This window comes from Streptomyces mirabilis (assembly GCF_018310535.1).
In the GTDB taxonomy this organism is placed as follows: domain Bacteria; phylum Actinomycetota; class Actinomycetes; order Streptomycetales; family Streptomycetaceae; genus Streptomyces.
Genome location: NZ_CP074102.1, coordinates 396,161 through 411,107 on the forward strand (window position 1 = coordinate 396,161; position 14,947 = coordinate 411,107).

General features: G+C 69.6%; 11 protein-coding genes and 1 pseudogene. 6 read left to right on the forward strand and 6 right to left on the reverse strand.

Annotation, left to right across the window (positions count from 1 at the left end; all coding sequences use genetic code 11):
* Positions 1 to 73: 73 nt before the first annotated feature.
* Entirely contained in the window at positions 74 to 283 is a 210-nt protein-coding gene (locus SMIR_RS01805; RefSeq protein ID WP_249938320.1) for a hypothetical protein, read from the reverse strand.
* A 17-nt stretch (positions 284 to 300) separates the two neighbouring features.
* Positions 301 to 1,590, reverse strand: a complete 1,290-nt coding sequence (locus tag SMIR_RS01810; protein ID WP_168497476.1) for an RNA-guided endonuclease InsQ/TnpB family protein — start codon at positions 1,588 to 1,590, stop codon at positions 301 to 303.
* A gap of 28 nt (positions 1,591 to 1,618) precedes the next feature.
* Here SMIR_RS01810 and SMIR_RS01815 point away from each other — a divergent pair, with 28 nt between their 5' ends.
* Entirely contained in the window at positions 1,619 to 1,822 is a 204-nt protein-coding gene (locus SMIR_RS01815; protein ID WP_248003259.1) for an Arc family DNA-binding protein, read from the forward strand.
* 16 nt (positions 1,823 to 1,838) lie between these two features.
* Here the strand turns inward: SMIR_RS01815 and SMIR_RS01820 are convergent.
* The 4 genes and pseudogenes from SMIR_RS01820 to SMIR_RS01835 form a co-directional block, all read right to left on the reverse strand.
* Positions 1,839 to 2,129, reverse strand: a pseudogene (locus SMIR_RS01820) (sulfotransferase); the annotation flags it as partial.
* A 166-nt stretch (positions 2,130 to 2,295) separates the two neighbouring features.
* Positions 2,296 to 5,343: an alpha-mannosidase gene (locus tag SMIR_RS01825; protein ID WP_168497934.1), complete on the reverse strand. Its 3,048-nt coding sequence runs from the start codon at positions 5,341 to 5,343 to the stop codon at positions 2,296 to 2,298.
* A 44-nt stretch (positions 5,344 to 5,387) separates the two neighbouring features.
* A complete protein-coding gene (locus SMIR_RS01830) occupies positions 5,388 to 6,725 on the reverse strand; it encodes a 6-phospho-beta-glucosidase (RefSeq protein ID WP_168497932.1) in 1,338 nt (445 codons plus the stop codon).
* Entirely contained in the window at positions 6,722 to 7,489 is a 768-nt protein-coding gene (locus SMIR_RS01835; RefSeq protein WP_168497930.1) for a DeoR/GlpR family DNA-binding transcription regulator, read from the reverse strand. The genes SMIR_RS01830 and SMIR_RS01835 overlap by 4 nt, the downstream gene beginning before the upstream one ends.
* A gap of 126 nt (positions 7,490 to 7,615) precedes the next feature.
* Here SMIR_RS01835 and SMIR_RS01840 point away from each other — a divergent pair, with 126 nt between their 5' ends.
* The 5 genes from SMIR_RS01840 to SMIR_RS01860 all read left to right on the forward strand — a co-directional run bounded on the left by SMIR_RS01840 (position 7,616) and on the right by SMIR_RS01860 (position 14,868).
* Complete coding sequence (locus SMIR_RS01840; protein WP_168497929.1) at positions 7,616 to 8,653, forward strand: carbohydrate kinase family protein; 1,038 nt, start codon at positions 7,616 to 7,618, stop codon at positions 8,651 to 8,653.
* Between the two features lie 151 nt (positions 8,654 to 8,804).
* Positions 8,805 to 10,091, forward strand: a complete 1,287-nt coding sequence (locus SMIR_RS01845; protein WP_168497927.1) for an ABC transporter substrate-binding protein — start codon at positions 8,805 to 8,807, stop codon at positions 10,089 to 10,091.
* Positions 10,091 to 11,053 (forward strand): carbohydrate ABC transporter permease, encoded by a 963-nt coding sequence (locus SMIR_RS01850; protein ID WP_101402036.1) that lies wholly within the window; start codon positions 10,091 to 10,093, stop codon positions 11,051 to 11,053. Before SMIR_RS01845 ends, SMIR_RS01850 begins: the two co-directional genes overlap by 1 nt.
* 42 nt (positions 11,054 to 11,095) lie before the next feature.
* Entirely contained in the window at positions 11,096 to 11,950 is an 855-nt protein-coding gene (locus SMIR_RS01855; protein WP_168501445.1) for a carbohydrate ABC transporter permease, read from the forward strand.
* The gene (locus tag SMIR_RS01860; RefSeq protein ID WP_212726352.1) at positions 11,950 to 14,868 is read left to right on the forward strand and encodes a glycoside hydrolase family 2 TIM barrel-domain containing protein; all 2,919 of its coding nucleotides are present in this window, start codon (positions 11,950 to 11,952) and stop codon (positions 14,866 to 14,868) included. Before SMIR_RS01855 ends, SMIR_RS01860 begins: the two co-directional genes overlap by 1 nt.
* Positions 14,869 to 14,947 lie beyond the last annotated feature (79 nt).

Here is a 14,947-nt window from a genome sequence, read left to right on the forward strand (position 1 = left end):
ACAATAGCCTGGAGCCGCGGACTCCCGGGCCGCTACAGGCCGGATGCCCCACACCGCCACCCTGAAGGTCGCATCAATGGGCAAGAGTTCGATAGCGGGCGCTGGGCCAACATCGGTGCAGGCGGGGCCAGACGAGGGTGTTCGGCGGGGTCTTGTCGACGATGATCCGCTTGCCGCTGCGGGTGAGTTCGAGGTGCAGCAGCCGGTCCCACAGGGCGTGCTCCAGCTCGTCCTTGTCGAGTTCGAGGGCCCGCATGGCGTCCGCGGTGAAGTCCCGGGACAATTGACATCCTCCCCCTCTTAAAAGAGAGGGATTCCAACCCGGGTGGGTTGCGGTTCACGGACACTCGACCGCCGTCTGGGCGGTGTTGTCCCTCCGGCACGGGCTTGGCACCCGGGGCGGCTTTCGCCGTCCTGTCCTGCCGCGACGTTGGCTGCTGCATTGGTGTCCGCGTTGCAGGTGAAACCGCAGGAGGAACAGACGAACTCGGCTTGGCTCTTGCGGGAGTTCTTGTCGATCCATCCGCAGGCACTGCACCGCAGGCTGGTGTAGGGGGCGGGTACGTCCTCGACCCGCCCGGGAGCCTTGTGCTCGGTGCGCCGGCGCAGCAGACCCCAGCCCTGCGCGAGGATCGCCCGGTTCAGCCCGGCCTTCTGCGCCACCCGCTTGCCCGGCTCCTCGATGGTCCCCTTCGCCGAGCGGGTCATGTTCTTGATGTTCAGCTTCTCGAACCGCACCAGGCCGTACGACCTGGCCAGCATGGTCGAGGTCTTCTCGCACCAGTCCTTGCGCCGGTCTGCTTCACGGGCTTTGAGCTTGGCGACCCTCGCGTACCCGGCCGTCTTCTGCGGGCTGTTCCTGGGAGCGCGGGCGGCACGCCGCTGATGTTTGCGGATCTGCGCCCGCTCACGGGTGGTGAGCTGGGGGCAGTTCAGGGTCCGGCCGTCCGACAGGGCCGCGGTGATCGTGACACCGCGGTCGATGCCGATGACCTCGCCGGTGTCCGGCGCCATGACCGGGGCGGGGACGACGGCGAAGGCGATGTGCCACTGCCCGTTCTTCCAAGTGACCCGGAACGTCTTCGCCTGCGGCAGCTCGGTCCGGGTGAGACGGAAGCGGACCCAGCCGCAGCCCGGCACCTTCACCTGTGCCCATCGCCGGTTCAGCTTCTGGACCACCACCGAGCGGCCCATGATCTGCCTGCCCGTCTTCGCGTTCAGCTTCGGGCCGCCGTCGGTGTCGAACTCCGGGACGCGGTCGGTGCCGACGACGCGGAAGCCCTCGTGCCGGTGCTTCCTGCGCCAGGTCGGCTCGCCGAACCCGGAGGTGAACCGCGCCTGCTTGGCCCTCCCGAAGTCCTTCAGTGCCTGCTGCTGCACATCCGCGTTGCCCTTGCGCAGCCACTCACTGGTGGTGCGGGCCTCGGTGAGCTGGCGGCACTGCTCGGCGAAACCGGGCGCGGCCTTCCTGCCCCTGTACCAGTACGAGTGCTGCTCGACGGCCAGGTTCCACACGTACCGGGCGTGCGCGCAGTGCAGCAGCATCTGCTGCTCCTGCTCACCCGTGGGGTACAGCCGAAACCTTGCCATGGGACCAATCTAGCTCAACCATGGTCCCATGAAACATGTGAACCTGAGACTCCCCGACGATCTGCACGAACAGGCCCGAGCCGCCGCCGAGGCCGACGACCGTTCCCTGAACTCCTGGCTGATCGCCGTCGTGCGACGCGCCGTCACGTCGGGCAAGACACCAAAACGCCCTGAAGGCGATTCGGCCACCCCTGCCCCGCCACGCGGGAGCGGGCATTCGCACCAGTCCTGAAGGACCGGGCACCCTGCCCGAAAACAAGGTGGACGTGGACGGTGCGCAGATGCATCTCGTGCGGGGCGCGGATCTGACTGTGGCTGTTGAGCAGGACCCGCAGCAGGGTCGAGCCGGAGCGCACGGACGAGAGCACGAAGACGGGCGAGTCCACCAGCCGCGGGGCGGGCGGGGCGACGTACGGCCGCCCGTCGGGGCCCTCGGGACTCCGGGGCGAGAGCACCCCGTCGAGGGTTCGCCGCGGCGGGCGCACCGCCTCCGCCATCAGCCTCCCCCGGCGCTTCAGTCCCTTGCCGATCGCGGACATACGCGGGTCTCGCACCGTGACACCTCTTTCTCGCTGGTCCCCGCATCACAACGGGGAAGGGCGAACTCCAGGTGTCGCACAGAAGAAGCGCCGTGGTCACGGCGGGCGCGAAACCCGCCGCGACCAGGCATTTTACCGTTTCCTTAATACTTCATGGGAACTGGGATCACGCCTTCACCACGGCCAGCCGCAGCGTCTGCACCTCAAAGGGGCGCAGTGCGACAGGAACCGCGTTCCCGTCCGTGCCCACGGTCGTCAGCGGGCGCTCCAGGAGGTCGGTCACCTGGGCCCCCGCCAGCGGGAAGCCGGTGCGCAGGGTGCCGGTGCCGCGACCGCCGCGGGACTCGTAGAGGCGTACGACGACGTCGCCCGAGGCGTCGTCGGCGAGCTTGACCGCCTCGATGGTAACGCCCTCCCCGTCCACGGAGACGACGGGCTCGACGGGACCGGCCGAATCCGCCACCCGCAGCGGCAGGTTGAGCGCGTAGCCCTCCGCGATCGCGTCCTCGATGCTCGCCCCCGGCAGCAGCGCATAGGTGAAGCGGTGCTTGCCCTGGTCGGCCTCGGGGTCCGGCACGCGCGGGGCGCGCACGAGGGACAGGCGTACGGTCGTGGTCGTACCGCCGTCCTCGCGGACCGTGCGGGAGACGTCGTGGCCGTACGTCGAGTCGTTGATGACCGCGACGCCGTAGCCGGGCTCGGCGATGTGCACCCAGCGGTGACCGTAGACCTCGAAGCGGGCGGACTCCCAGCTGGTGTTGGTGTGGGTGGGCCGCTGGACATGGCCGAACTGGATCTCCGCGGAGGAGTGCGGGGCCCGGATGTCCACCGGGAAGGCCGCCTTGAGGATCTTCTCCGCCTCGTGCCAGTCGATCTCGGTCTCGACGTCGATCCGGCGGCTGCCGGCCCGCACGGTGATCGTCTGCACGATCCGGGAGCCCTTGCCGAAGGCGCGCTCCACCTTCAGCGCGCCGAGCAGCGGGCCGTCCTCGACGACCGTGACGGACTCGGCGTCGAGCAGGTCCGTGTAGCGGTTCTTGTAGTGCTTGTCGATGTCCCAGGCGTCCCAGTAGTTCGGGAGGTCGCTGTGCAGACGGAGCAGGTTGCCCTTGTCGGCGAGGACCTCACGGCCGGCCGTCAGGTCGCGTACGGAGGCCAGCGTGCCGTCCTCGGCCAGCTCGACGCGGACCAGTCCGTTGTCGAGGACGCGGCCGTCGACGGTCACCGGCTGCGGGGGCTCACCCGCGTCGAGCAACGCGCTGCCGTTCGCGGGGACTTCGGCGTACATCGGGATGCCGACGGAAGTGCGGACCACCTCGGCGCGGTCGACCGGGCTGGTGTTGAACACCCGGGTCTCGCCCGTGCCCAGCGCGGCCACGGCCTCGGCCGTGATCACCTCGACCTCCTTCGCCACCCGCGCGTACTCCGCCTCGGCCTCCCGGTGTACCCAGGCGATGGACGAGCCGGGCAGGATGTCGTGGAACTGGTGGAGCAGGACGGTCTTCCAGAGCCGGTCGAGCTTCTCGTACGGGTAGGCGTAGCCCGGCGCGTTCAGCGCGGCGGTGGTCGCCCACAACTCGGCCTCGCGCATGCGGTGTTCGCTGCGCCGGTTGCCCTGCTTGGTGCGGGCCTGCGAGGTGTAGGTGGCGCGGTGCAGCTCCAAGTACAGCTCACCGGACCAGACCTGGTCCTTGGGGATCTCCTCGCGGGCGGTGGCGAAGAAGGCGTCCGGGTGCTCGACACGGACCTTCGCCGAGCCCTCCAGGCTCGCCAGACGCCGGGCGCGCTCCATCATCTCGCGGGTGGGTCCGCCACCGCCGTCACCGTGGCCGAAGGGTGCCAGGGACGTCGTACCGCGGCCCTTGTCCTGGTAGTTGCGGACGGCGTGCGCCATCTCCTTGCCGGAGAACTCGGCGTTGTAGGTGTCGACGGGCGGGAAGTGCGTGAAGATGCGGGTGCCGTCGAGGCCCTCCCACCAGAAGCTGTGGTGGGGCAGCTTGTTGGTCTGGTTCCAGGAGAGCTTCTGGGTCAGGAACCAGTCGTTGCCGGCGAGCTTGGCGAGCTGCGGGTAGGCCGCGTTGTAGCCGAAGGAGTCCGGCAGCCAGACGCCCTTGGTCTCGATGCCGAAGTGCTCGATGAAGAACCGCTTGCCGTGGATGAGCTGGCGGGCCAGCGCCTCGCCGCCGGGCAGGTTGCCGTCGGCCTCCACCCACATGCCACCGACCGGCGCCCAGTTCCCGTCGGCGACGGCCTTCTTGATGCGCGCCCACACATGCGGGTAGTTGTCGCGCACCCACTCGTACTGCTGGGCCTGTGAGCAGGCGAAGACCAGTTCCTCGTACTCCTCGGCGAGCGCGGTGACGTTCGAGAAGGTGCGGGAGGTCTTGCGCTTGGTCTCGCGGATCGGCCACAGCCAGGCGGAGTCGATGTGCGCGTGACCGGCGGCGGAGAGGGTGTGGGCGCTGGCGTGCGCGGGCTTGGCCAGGGTGGGGGCCAGCACCGCGCGGGCGGCGGCGGCCGTCCCGGAGATGTCGTCCAGGTCGAGGGCGTCCATCGCCTGGTCCAGCGCGATCATGATCTCGTGGCGGCGCGGGTCGAGCTCGCCCAGCTCCAGCATGAGTTCGCGCAGCACCTGGACATCGAGGTCGAGGTGCCAGACGTTCTCGTCGAGGACGGCGATGTCGGCGCGCTTGAAGGTGTAGAGCGGCTTGTCACCGGCCGTGAGGCGGTCGCCGAGCGGGGTCGGGCCCGCGAAGTCGTTCGCGAGGATGTCGGGGTTGGAGGCCGCCTCGACCAGGTAGTGGATCTCCTCGCCGCCCGTGGCCGGGTGGGCGATCGGCACGTACTGGTTCTGCGGGTTGACCGCCTTCAGCGGGACCCCGTCCGGGAGGTGGACGAGCGCCTCGGCCTGGTTGCCGGGCCAGTCGCCCACGAAGCCGAGGTCGAAGACGGCCTCGACGCGCTTGCCCGCCCAGTCCGCGGGGACCGACCCGCGCATCCGGAACCAGGTGGTGCCCCACGGCGGACCCCAGGGGGTGTCCATCGCGAAGGGCTTGTACGGCGCCGTGGCGGCCTCCTCGAAGGGGACCGGCTCGCCGGGCGCCTGCCAGGCCTCGACCTCGAAGGGCACCGAGGCGGCGTAGATCGCGGGCTTGATGCGCTGGTCGTGGACGCGTGCGACGCGCTCCTCGATCCGGCGGCGTTCGTCGTGCATGTGAGGTCTCCAGGAGCCAAGAAGCCAAGAAAGGGGGAAAGCGCTTACTTAAGGTACGCCAGGCCTGGGTGGACCGACGCGTACCCCTCGACCAGACGACGGGCCACGTTCACGGAGTCGACGAGCGGGTGCAGGGCGAAGGCCTTCACGGCGGTCGCGCGCGAGCCGGACTCGGCCGCGGACAGGACCTCGCGCTCCACCGCCTTGACCGCGCAGACCAGCCCGCTGGCGTGGTCGGGCAGCGGGTCGACGGCGACCGGGTGGGCACCGTTGGCGTCGACGAGGCAGGGCACCTCGATGACGGCCTCGGTGTCGAGCACGCCCAGCGTGCCGCGGTTGCGGACGTTGAGGATGAGCGTGGTGCGCTCGTCGCGGGCGATGGCCCGCATCAGGGCGAGCGCCACCTTCTCGTAGCCGCCGGAGAGGTCGTCGGCGTCGCGTTCGCCCGCGCCCGCCGCGTCCCGGTTCTCCGCCATGTAGGTGGCCTCGCGCTCGGCCCGCGTACGGTCCCAGGCGGTCAGCGCGGCGGCGTCCGGGCGCTTCATCTCGGCGTAGAACTGTTCCTGCTGGTCGCGCAGGAACGCGCCGCGGGTCTTCTCCGCCTGCTGGTAGGCCCGGACGGCCTCCCGGTTGAAGTAGTAGTAGTGCAGGTATTCGTTCGGGACGGCGCCCAGGGACTGCAGCCACTCCACGCCGAAGAGCTTGCCCTCCTCGAAGGAGCCGAGCAGCTCGGGGTCGGCGAGCAGCCGCGGCAGTTCGTCGCGGCCCGCGACGCGCAGCCCGCGCACCCAGCCGAGGTGGTTGAGGCCGACGTAGTCGATCCAGGCCTCTCGGGGGTTGGCGCCCAGGACGGTGGCGATGCGGCGGCCGAGGCCGACCGGCGAGTCGCAGATGCCGATGACGCGGTCGCCGAGGTGGCGGGACATGGCCTCGGTGACCAGTCCGGCCGGGTTGGTGAAGTTGATGACCCAGGCGTCGGGGGCGAGCCGGGCCACCCGCTGGGCGATGTCGACGGCCACGGGGACCGTGCGCAGGCCGTACGCGATACCGCCGGCGCCGACCGTCTCCTGGCCGAGGACGCCCTCCGCGAGTGCCACCCGTTCGTCGTCGGCACGTCCCTCCAGTCCGCCGACGCGGATCGCGGAGAAGATGAAGTCGGCGCCGCGCAGGGCGTCGTCGAGGTCGGTGGTGAAGGACACCTCGGGGGCGTCCGGCAGGTCCTTCGCCTGCTCGGCCAGCACCCGGGCGACGGCCGTGAGCCGCCCGGCGTCCACGTCGTGCAGCACGACATGGGTGACGCGGCCCTCGGCGCGGTCCCCGAGGAGCGCCCCGTACACGAGCGGCACCCGGAATCCGCCGCCACCCAGAATCGTCAGCTTCACGCCGTTTCCGCCTTTCCTGTCACGACCACTTGCACGCCCGCTTCTTCCAACGACGACCGCGTCGCCGGGTCCATCGGGTCGTTCGTCACCACCACGTCCAGCTCCTCGGGGCCGCAGACCCGCGCCATCCCCGTACCCGGGAACTTCGCGCGGTCGGCGAGCAGGACGACCTTGTCGCCCGCCTCGATCATGGCCCGCTTGACCGGCACCTCGACGACGGTGGTGTCCATCACCTGCCCGCCGGGCCGCACCCCGCTGGTACCGAGGAACAGCCAGTCGGCGTGCAGTTGTCGCAGGTTGTCCTCGGTGAGGAAGCCGACCAGGGAGCGGTACTCACGGCGGACCATCCCGCCGAGCAGCACCAGCTCTATGCCCTCGTCGTCCACCAGCTCCTCGTAGACCACCAGGTTGCTGGTGATCACGGTGATCCGGCGGCCGTGCAGCTGCCGGGCCAGCCGGTAGGCGGTGGTGCCGATGTCCAGCAGGACGGACTGGCCGTCCTGGACCATCGAGGCGGCGCGCGCCGCGATGACGTCCTTCTCGGCCACACGGACCTCGGCGACCTCGGCGAAGGGCTGGTCGCCCTCCTCCACGACCGCCCCGCCGTGCACCCGCGTGAGCAGGCCTTCCTCCTCCAGTTTCAGCAGGTCACGGCGGACCGTGGCGGGGCTCACGCCCAGCTGTTCGGAGAGATCGGTCACGGCTGCGGGCCCGCCGGAGCGCAGGGCCCGCAGGATGAGTTGATGTCGTCGCTCTGCCAGCACCCTGTGAACAGTACTCGTCATTCCCAATCATTTCTATGCTCAGTTCTGCTCGACTCTTGCCAAATTGGCCAGAGGCGCGCACGATCCTGTGCACCGCTTGCAGAGTTTTGACGAGAGGATGCGCTCGTGGGTGACGAACGGCCCGATGTGCTGCTGACCGGGCTGCTCTTCTACGACCTCGTCCTCACCGGACTGGGGAAGCCGCCGACGGCCGGCGAGGAGATCTGGACCGAGGGCATGGGCGTGAGCCCCGGCGGCATCGCCAACCTGGCGGTCGCGGCCTCGCGCTTCGGTCTGCGCACCTCCCTGGCGACGGTCTTCGGCGACGACCACTACGGCGCGTACTGCCGTGAGGTCCTCGCCGACCAGGAGGGCATCGACCTCTCCCTGTCCCGCACCGCGGACGGCTGGCACACTCCCGTCACCGTCTCACTGGCCCACGGCAACGACCGGGCCCTGGTCACCCACGGCCAGGAACCGCCGTACTCGCAGGACGAGCTGATGGGCGACCCGCCCGAGGCCCGCACCGCCCTTGTGCACCTCGAGGCCGAGCCGCGCACCTGGCTCGCCAAGGCCGCCGCGGCCGGCACGCAGATCTACGCGGACGTCGGCTGGGACCCCACACAACAGTGGTCCCGCGACCTCCTCGACCAGCTCTCCCTGTGCCACGCCTTCCTCCCGAACGAGACGGAGGCGATGGCGTACACGCGCACCGAGAGCGCGGTCGCGGCTCTGGGCACCCTGACCGAGCTGGTGCCGGTCGCCGTGGTCACCCGGGGCGGCGACGGCGCGGTCGCGGTGGACCAGACGACGGGCGAGTACGCGGAGGTGCCCGCCCTCCCCGTCGACGTCCTGGACGCGACGGGTGCCGGAGACGTCTTCGGCGCGAGCTTCGTCGCCGCCTCGCTCGGCGGCTGGCCGCTGGAGGAACGGCTGCGCTTCGCGGTACTGGCCGCGGGCCTGTCCGTACAACGGCACGGCGGTGCGCTCGCCGCGCCCGGCTGGTACGGCGTCCACCACTGGTGGCAGTCGCTCGAAGACCGTGAACTGCGGCGTGCGTACGGCTTCCTGGCCGACCGTCTCCCGGCGGACCCGGGCCCGCCCGTCCGCCCCGCCCCCGTGACCCCGCCCGACGCCACACGTCGGCCGGGCGCACCCCGATGACCCCACGCGCAACACCCCGCAAGACCCCCCGCATGACACGCACGACCCCACGCATCGCAACTCGAAACACCCCTCGCACGAACCCTTGCAAGACCCCACGTAACACCCCACGTACGCGAAGACCGAAAAGAACCGAAAGGCGGTGGGAGCTGTGCGGCTCTCACGAAGGGGCCTGCTGCGCGCCGGCTTGGCCGGTACGGCCGCCACGGCCCTGGGCGGCCTGGCAACCGGCTGCGGCGTTCCGACCGGCTCGACCGGGCGCAACATGGTCCTGTGGTACTGGAGCGGCGGGCTGAGCCCGAAGGTCGTCCAGGATGCCAAGACCCGCTACGACAGCGCGGTGAACCTGCAGGCCATCCAGATCGGCGGCTACTACCGCTCGAAGCTGATGACCACGATGACCGGACGCGCCCACATCCCGGACATCGCCGGGCTCAAGGGCGAGGACATGGCCTCGTATCTGCCCAACTCCGACCAGTTCGTGGACCTGCGCACGCTCGGTGCCGAGAAGCTCAAGGACCAGTACCTGCCCTGGAAATGGGACCAGGGCATCGCTCCGGACGGTTCGATGGTGGGCTTCCCGATCGACTGCGGTCCGGTCGCGCACTACTACCAGCCCGCCGTCTTCCAGAAGGCCGGACTGGCGTACGAGCCCGAGGACGTCTCCAGGGAACTGGCCACCTGGGACCAGTTCTTCGCGGCCGGCGAGCAGCTGAAGAAGCACCTCCCCGGCACGTTCATCCTGACCGACGCCCTCAGCGTCTTCGGCATCTCGGTCAACCAGACGACCAAACGGTTCGTCGACAAGGACCGGCACTTCATCGGCGACCAGGAGCATGTACGCACCGCCTGGGACCGTTCCGTCGAGGCCACCCGTCGCGGACTCGTCTCGAAGATCATCAACGGTACGGCCGACAACACCTCGGCCACCGAGCGGGGTCTGCTGCCCAGCCAGCTGAACGCCTCCTGGGCGGCCGGCGACATCAAGCTCAACGTGCCGAAGACCAAGGGCAAGTGGCGGGTGGCCGCGTGTCCGGGCGGTCCCTCGAACATCGGCGGCTCGTTCCTCGCGATCACCAAGGCGTGCCGGGAGCCCGAGAAGGCCTTCGAGATGATCACCTGGATGCTCGACGCGAGCAACCAGGCCCAGGGCTTCGTCGACTCGGTGCTCTTCCCCTCGACCCCGGCGTCGTACGCGATGAAGAAGCTGCGCGAACCCGACGCCTTCTTCGGCGACCAGGTCACCATGGACGTCTTCGGTCCGGCGGCGCAGAACATCCCGGTCGCCTTCAACAGCCCGTACGACATCGCGCTGAGCACCCCGATCAACGACGAGCTGCGGAACTTCTCCGTCCTCGGCAAGGACCCGGACAAGGCCTGGAGGGACGCCATGAGCAAGTGCCGGCGCATCGCGGACCACCTGGGGGTGAGTTACTGATGGCTACCGCACCCGTGGTCGACACGCCCCGCGCGGCCCTCGCCGAGACACCCGTCACCCACCCCAAGAAGGGCATCCTCAGCTACTGGCGGCTGTACGCCGCGATCTCCCCCTTCTATCTGCTGTTCCTCGCCTTCGGTCTGATACCGGTCGGCTTCTCTCTCTATCTGTCGTTCCACCGCTGGGACGGCCTCGGCTCGATGGAGTTCGCGGGGCTCTCGCAGTACCGCTATCTGCTGTCGGACACCCAGTTCTGGACCTCGATCGGGAACACGATCATCATCTGGGCGCTGGCCACCTTCCCGATGATCTTCCTGGCGATGGTCACGGCCGTGATGCTCAACTCGGCCGTCCGCTTCAAGAACCTCTACCGCTTCGCCTACTTCCTGCCGAACGTCACCTCGATCGTCGCGGTCGCGATCATCTTCGGCTCGGTCTTCTCCACCAACTTCGGCCTGGTCAACGCGTTCTTGCAGGCGATCGGCCTGGACCAGGTGGCCTGGCTGAACACACCGTGGGGCATCAAGGTCGCCATCGCCACGCTGATGACCTGGCAGTGGACCGGCTACAACGCGATCATCTTCCTCGCGGGGCTCCAGACGATCCCGGGCGAGCTGTACGAGGCGGCGCGGATGGACGGCGCCGGGCCCATCCAGACCTTCTTCCGGATCACGCTGCCGCTGATGCGTCCGGTGCTGCTGTTCGTGCTCATCATCTCGACGGTCACGGGACTGCAGACGTTCTCCGAACCGCAGGTGCTGCTGCAGACCACGGACAACAACTCGTCGTTCGCGGGCGGTCCCGGCCACTCCGGCCAGACCATGGTCCTCTACTTCTTCCAGCAGACCTTCGACAACAACGACTTCGGTTACGGCGCCGCCGTGGCCTGGGGCATCTTCCTCGTCGTCATCATCTTCTCGATCATCAACTGGCGCCTGGTGCAGCGCCGGGGCGAAGACTAGGGAGGCCCCACCATGGCAATCCTCAAGGGTTCATCGGCCTCCATGAAGGGGGCGGGGCGCAGGTCGGCCATCAAGGGGTCACAGCGCCGGGGCATCGCCCTCCACCTCTCCCTGATCATCGGTCTGCTGCTCTCGGTCTTCCCGTTCTACTGGGCCGTGATCATGTCGACGCACTCGTCGACGGAGATCTTCTCCTACCCGCCGAAGCTGCTGCCCGGTACGCACTTCCTCGAGAACGTCCGCAACCTCTTCGACAACGTCGACTTCTTCGGGTCGATGTTCAACTCGCTGCTGGTCGCGTGCTCGGTGACCGTCCTGGTCCTGTTCTTCGACTCGCTGGCCGCGTTCGTGTTCGCCAAGTTCCAGTTCCCGGGCCGCCGGGTGCTGTTCGCGCTGATGATGGTGATCTTCATGGTCCCGGCGCAGCTCCAGGCGATCCCGCAGTTCGTGATCATGGCGAAGCTGGGCTGGATCGGCTCGATGACCGCGCTGATCGTCCCGGCGGCGGCCAACGCGTTCGGCATCTTCTGGATGCGCCAGTACATGAAGAGCGCGATCCACGACGAGCTGATCGACGCCTCGAAGCTGGACGGGGCAGGCTTCCTGCGCCAGTACTGGCACGTGGCGCTCCCGGTGGTCCGGCCGGGCCTCGCCTTCCTCGGCATCTTCACCTTCATGGGCCAGTGGAACGACTACGCCTGGCCGCTGATCGCCCTCACCAACCCGGACAACGTGACCCTCCAGGTCGCGCTCTCCCAGCTGAACGGTGTCCACGGCACCACCGACTACGGAATGGTCATGACCGGCGCACTTCTCGCCCTCATCCCGCTGCTGATCGTCTTCGCGATCGGCGCCAAGCAGATCATCGCGGATCTCGGCAAGGGGGCCATCCGCTGATGACGGACCCGCTGCTCGCGCTCCGCCCCTGGGAGTCACCTGAGGTGACCTCCTGGGGGCGGTTGCCCATGAACGCCGTCGACCGCCGGGCCGGTGCCCTCTCGCTGGACGGCTCCTGGCGCTTCCAGCTGCTGCCCACGCCCACCTCGGCCCCCGGTCTCGCCTGGTCCTCGCTCCAGGTGCCCGGCTCCTGGACCACCCAGGACACCGACGACCTGCCGCAGTACACCAACTTCCAGATGCCCTGGGCCGAGTTCCCGCCCACCTCGCCGGACGCGAATCCGACGGGCGTGTACGAGCGTGAGGTGGACGTCCCCGCAGAGTGGGCCGGCCGCCGGATCGTGCTCCAGGTCGGCGCCGCCGAGAGCGTGCTGCTGGTCCATGTGGACGGGCGGCCGGTCGGCGTGTCCAAGGACTCGCACCTCGCGGCCGAGTTCGACCTCTCCGACGTCGTACGGCCCGCAGAGCGCGCCTCGCTGCGGCTCACCGTCGTCAAGTGGTCGGACGCCTCGCACCTCGAGGACCAGGACCAGTGGTGGCACGCCGGGATCACCCGCTCGGTACTGCTGTACGCGACCGATCCGCTGCGGCTGGCCGACGTGACCGTACGGGCCCGGTGCGACGGTGGGCTGCGGGTCGACTGCCAGGTGCGGGACGCCGGGGGCGCGCTGCCGGAGGGCTGGTACGTCACCGGGGAGCTGGACGGCCAACTGCTCACCCAGGACGCCGAGTACGAGCGGTTCAAGGAGGAGGACGGCCGGGTCTCCGACTTCCTCGGCGAGGCACGGCTCACCACGGTCGTCGAGGGCGTCCGCGCCTGGACCGCGGAGACGCCCGAGCTGTACGACCTGACCGTACGGCTGCACCGCGCCGACGGCTCGGTCGCCGACACCTCGCACCACCGCGTGGGCTTCCGCGAGGTCGAGATCCGCGGCCGGGATCTACTCCTCAACGGCGAGCGGGTCTACATCCGGGGCGTCAACCGGCACGACTTCCACCCGCTGACGGGCCGGACGGTGTCGTACGACGACATGCGCGCGGATCTGGTGACGCTGAAGCGCTTCGGGTTCAACGCGATCCGTGCCGCCCACTACCCCAATGACCCCTCCCTGCTCGACCTCGCGGACGAGCTGGGCTTCTACGTCGTGGACGAGGCGAACATCGAGGCGCACGACCACGCGCACGAGATCGCCGACGACCCCCGCTACCTCGGCGCCTTCGTGGACCGCGTCTCCCGTATGGTCCTGCGCGACAAGAACCACCCCTCGGTGATCATCTGGTCGCTGGGCAACGAGTCCGACTACGGCGCGGGCCACGACGCCGCCGCGGGCTGGGTGCGCCGCCACGACCCGAGCCGGCCCCTCCAGTACGAGGGCGCGGCCAAGCTCGGCTGGGCCGATCCGAAGGTCGCCTCCGACATCGCCTGTCCCATGTACGCGCCGCTTGAGGACTGTGTCGCGCACGCCCTCTCCGGGGAGCAGACCAAGCCGCTCATCCAGTGCGAGTACTCGCACGCCATGGGCAACAGCAACGGCACGCTGGCCGACCACTGGGCCGCCATCGAGTCAACCCCAGGGCTTCAGGGCGGTTTCATCTGGGAGTTCTGGGACCACGGCATTCTTCAACGCGTGAACGACGGAAGACCGGCCGGGCGCGGTGGCGCCGGGCTGTATGACAACGGTGTCGCCGCGCCGGGCCACCGCTGGGCCTACGGCGGCGACTTCGGCGAGACGATCCACGACGGCGCCTTCATCGCCGACGGGGTCGTCTTCCCCGACCGCACGCCCAAGCCGGTGATGTACGAACACCGGGAGATCGCGGCGCCGGTGCGCCTCGCGTACATCGACGGCGAGCTGCGGCTCACCAACCACCAGCACTTCCGGGGCCTTGAGTGGCTGACCGCCGAGTGGGAGCTGTCGCTCGCCCAGGGCGGCACGCTGACGGCTCCGGCCGAGCTGCCCGACGTACGGGCGGGCGCATCGGTGGCCGTACCGGTGCCGTTCACGCTGCCGGAGGACGGTGGCGAGGCCTGGCTGACGCTGCGGGTGACCACCGCGGACGAGGAGGCGTGGGCACCGCGCGGCACGGAGGTGTGTGTGCCGCAGGTACGGCTCAGGGCGGCCACCCCCATGGGCTCTGTCGCAACTCCGGACTCCTCTGTCGAGGTCGACGAGGACGGGCTGCTCGTCCATCCGCTGCTCACCGCGGCCCCTGTGCTGTCGCTGTGGCGGACACCCACCGACAACGACGAGCTCGGCGGCATGGCGGTGCGCTGGCGGGCCTGGGGGCTCGACGCGCTGGAGCGCAAGCTCGTCGATGTACGCAGGGAGGGCGGAAGCGTCACGGTGGTCGCCGAGTACGCGACCCTGGCGGGCGCTGTTCGTCACGAGCAGGTGTTCACCCGAGTCGAGGGCGGGGTGCGGATCGAGGAGACCGCGCAGTTGCCGGCCGCGCTCGACGACGTGCCGCGGGTGGGTTCGGTCTTCGAGACGGTCGCCGGGCTCGATGTCCTGGAGTGGTACGGGCAGGGCCCCTGGGAGTCCTACCCGGACCGGAGCGCAGGCGCGCCGGTGGGCCACCACTCCCTCCCCGTGGACGAGTTGTTCACCCCCTATCTGCGTCCGCAGGAGAGCGGTGGGCGGCACGGTGTACGCCGCTTCACGCTCTCGGCGCCTGACGCCACGGGCTTCGCGGTCGCGCTCGACGAACCGCGCCAGGTGACCGTGACCCGCTACCGGGCGACGGACCTGGCGGCCTCCACCCATCACGACGAGCTGGTGCCGCGGCCCGGCTGCGTGGTGCACCTCGACGCCGCGCACCGGGGGGTGGGCACGGCCTCGTGCGGGTCCGACACCTCGGCCGGCTATCTCGTCCCGGCCGGCACCCACCGCTGGTCCTGGACGCTGCGCGTGCTCTGACCCGCCCGCGGCGCGCCGCCTGTCCGACCGCCTCGACCCGTTCGACCCGACTCGACGCTCGACCTGACTCGAACTCCTC

What these genes read in the sequence shown, in the direction of transcription:
- SMIR_RS01850 (WP_101402036.1), top strand. Translation starts at nt 10,091, where the DNA reads ATGGCTACCGCACCCGTGGTCGACACGCCCCGCGCGGCCCTCGCCGAG.
- SMIR_RS01810 (WP_168497476.1), bottom strand. Translation starts at nt 1,590, where the DNA reads ATGGCAAGGTTTCGGCTGTACCCCACGGGTGAGCAGGAGCAGCAGATG.
- SMIR_RS01860 (WP_212726352.1), top strand. Translation starts at nt 11,950, where the DNA reads ATGACGGACCCGCTGCTCGCGCTCCGCCCCTGGGAGTCACCTGAGGTG.
- SMIR_RS01825 (WP_168497934.1), bottom strand. Translation starts at nt 5,343, where the DNA reads ATGCACGACGAACGCCGCCGGATCGAGGAGCGCGTCGCACGCGTCCAC.
- SMIR_RS01855 (WP_168501445.1), top strand. Translation starts at nt 11,096, where the DNA reads ATGAAGGGGGCGGGGCGCAGGTCGGCCATCAAGGGGTCACAGCGCCGG.
- SMIR_RS01815 (WP_248003259.1), top strand. Translation starts at nt 1,619, where the DNA reads ATGAAACATGTGAACCTGAGACTCCCCGACGATCTGCACGAACAGGCC.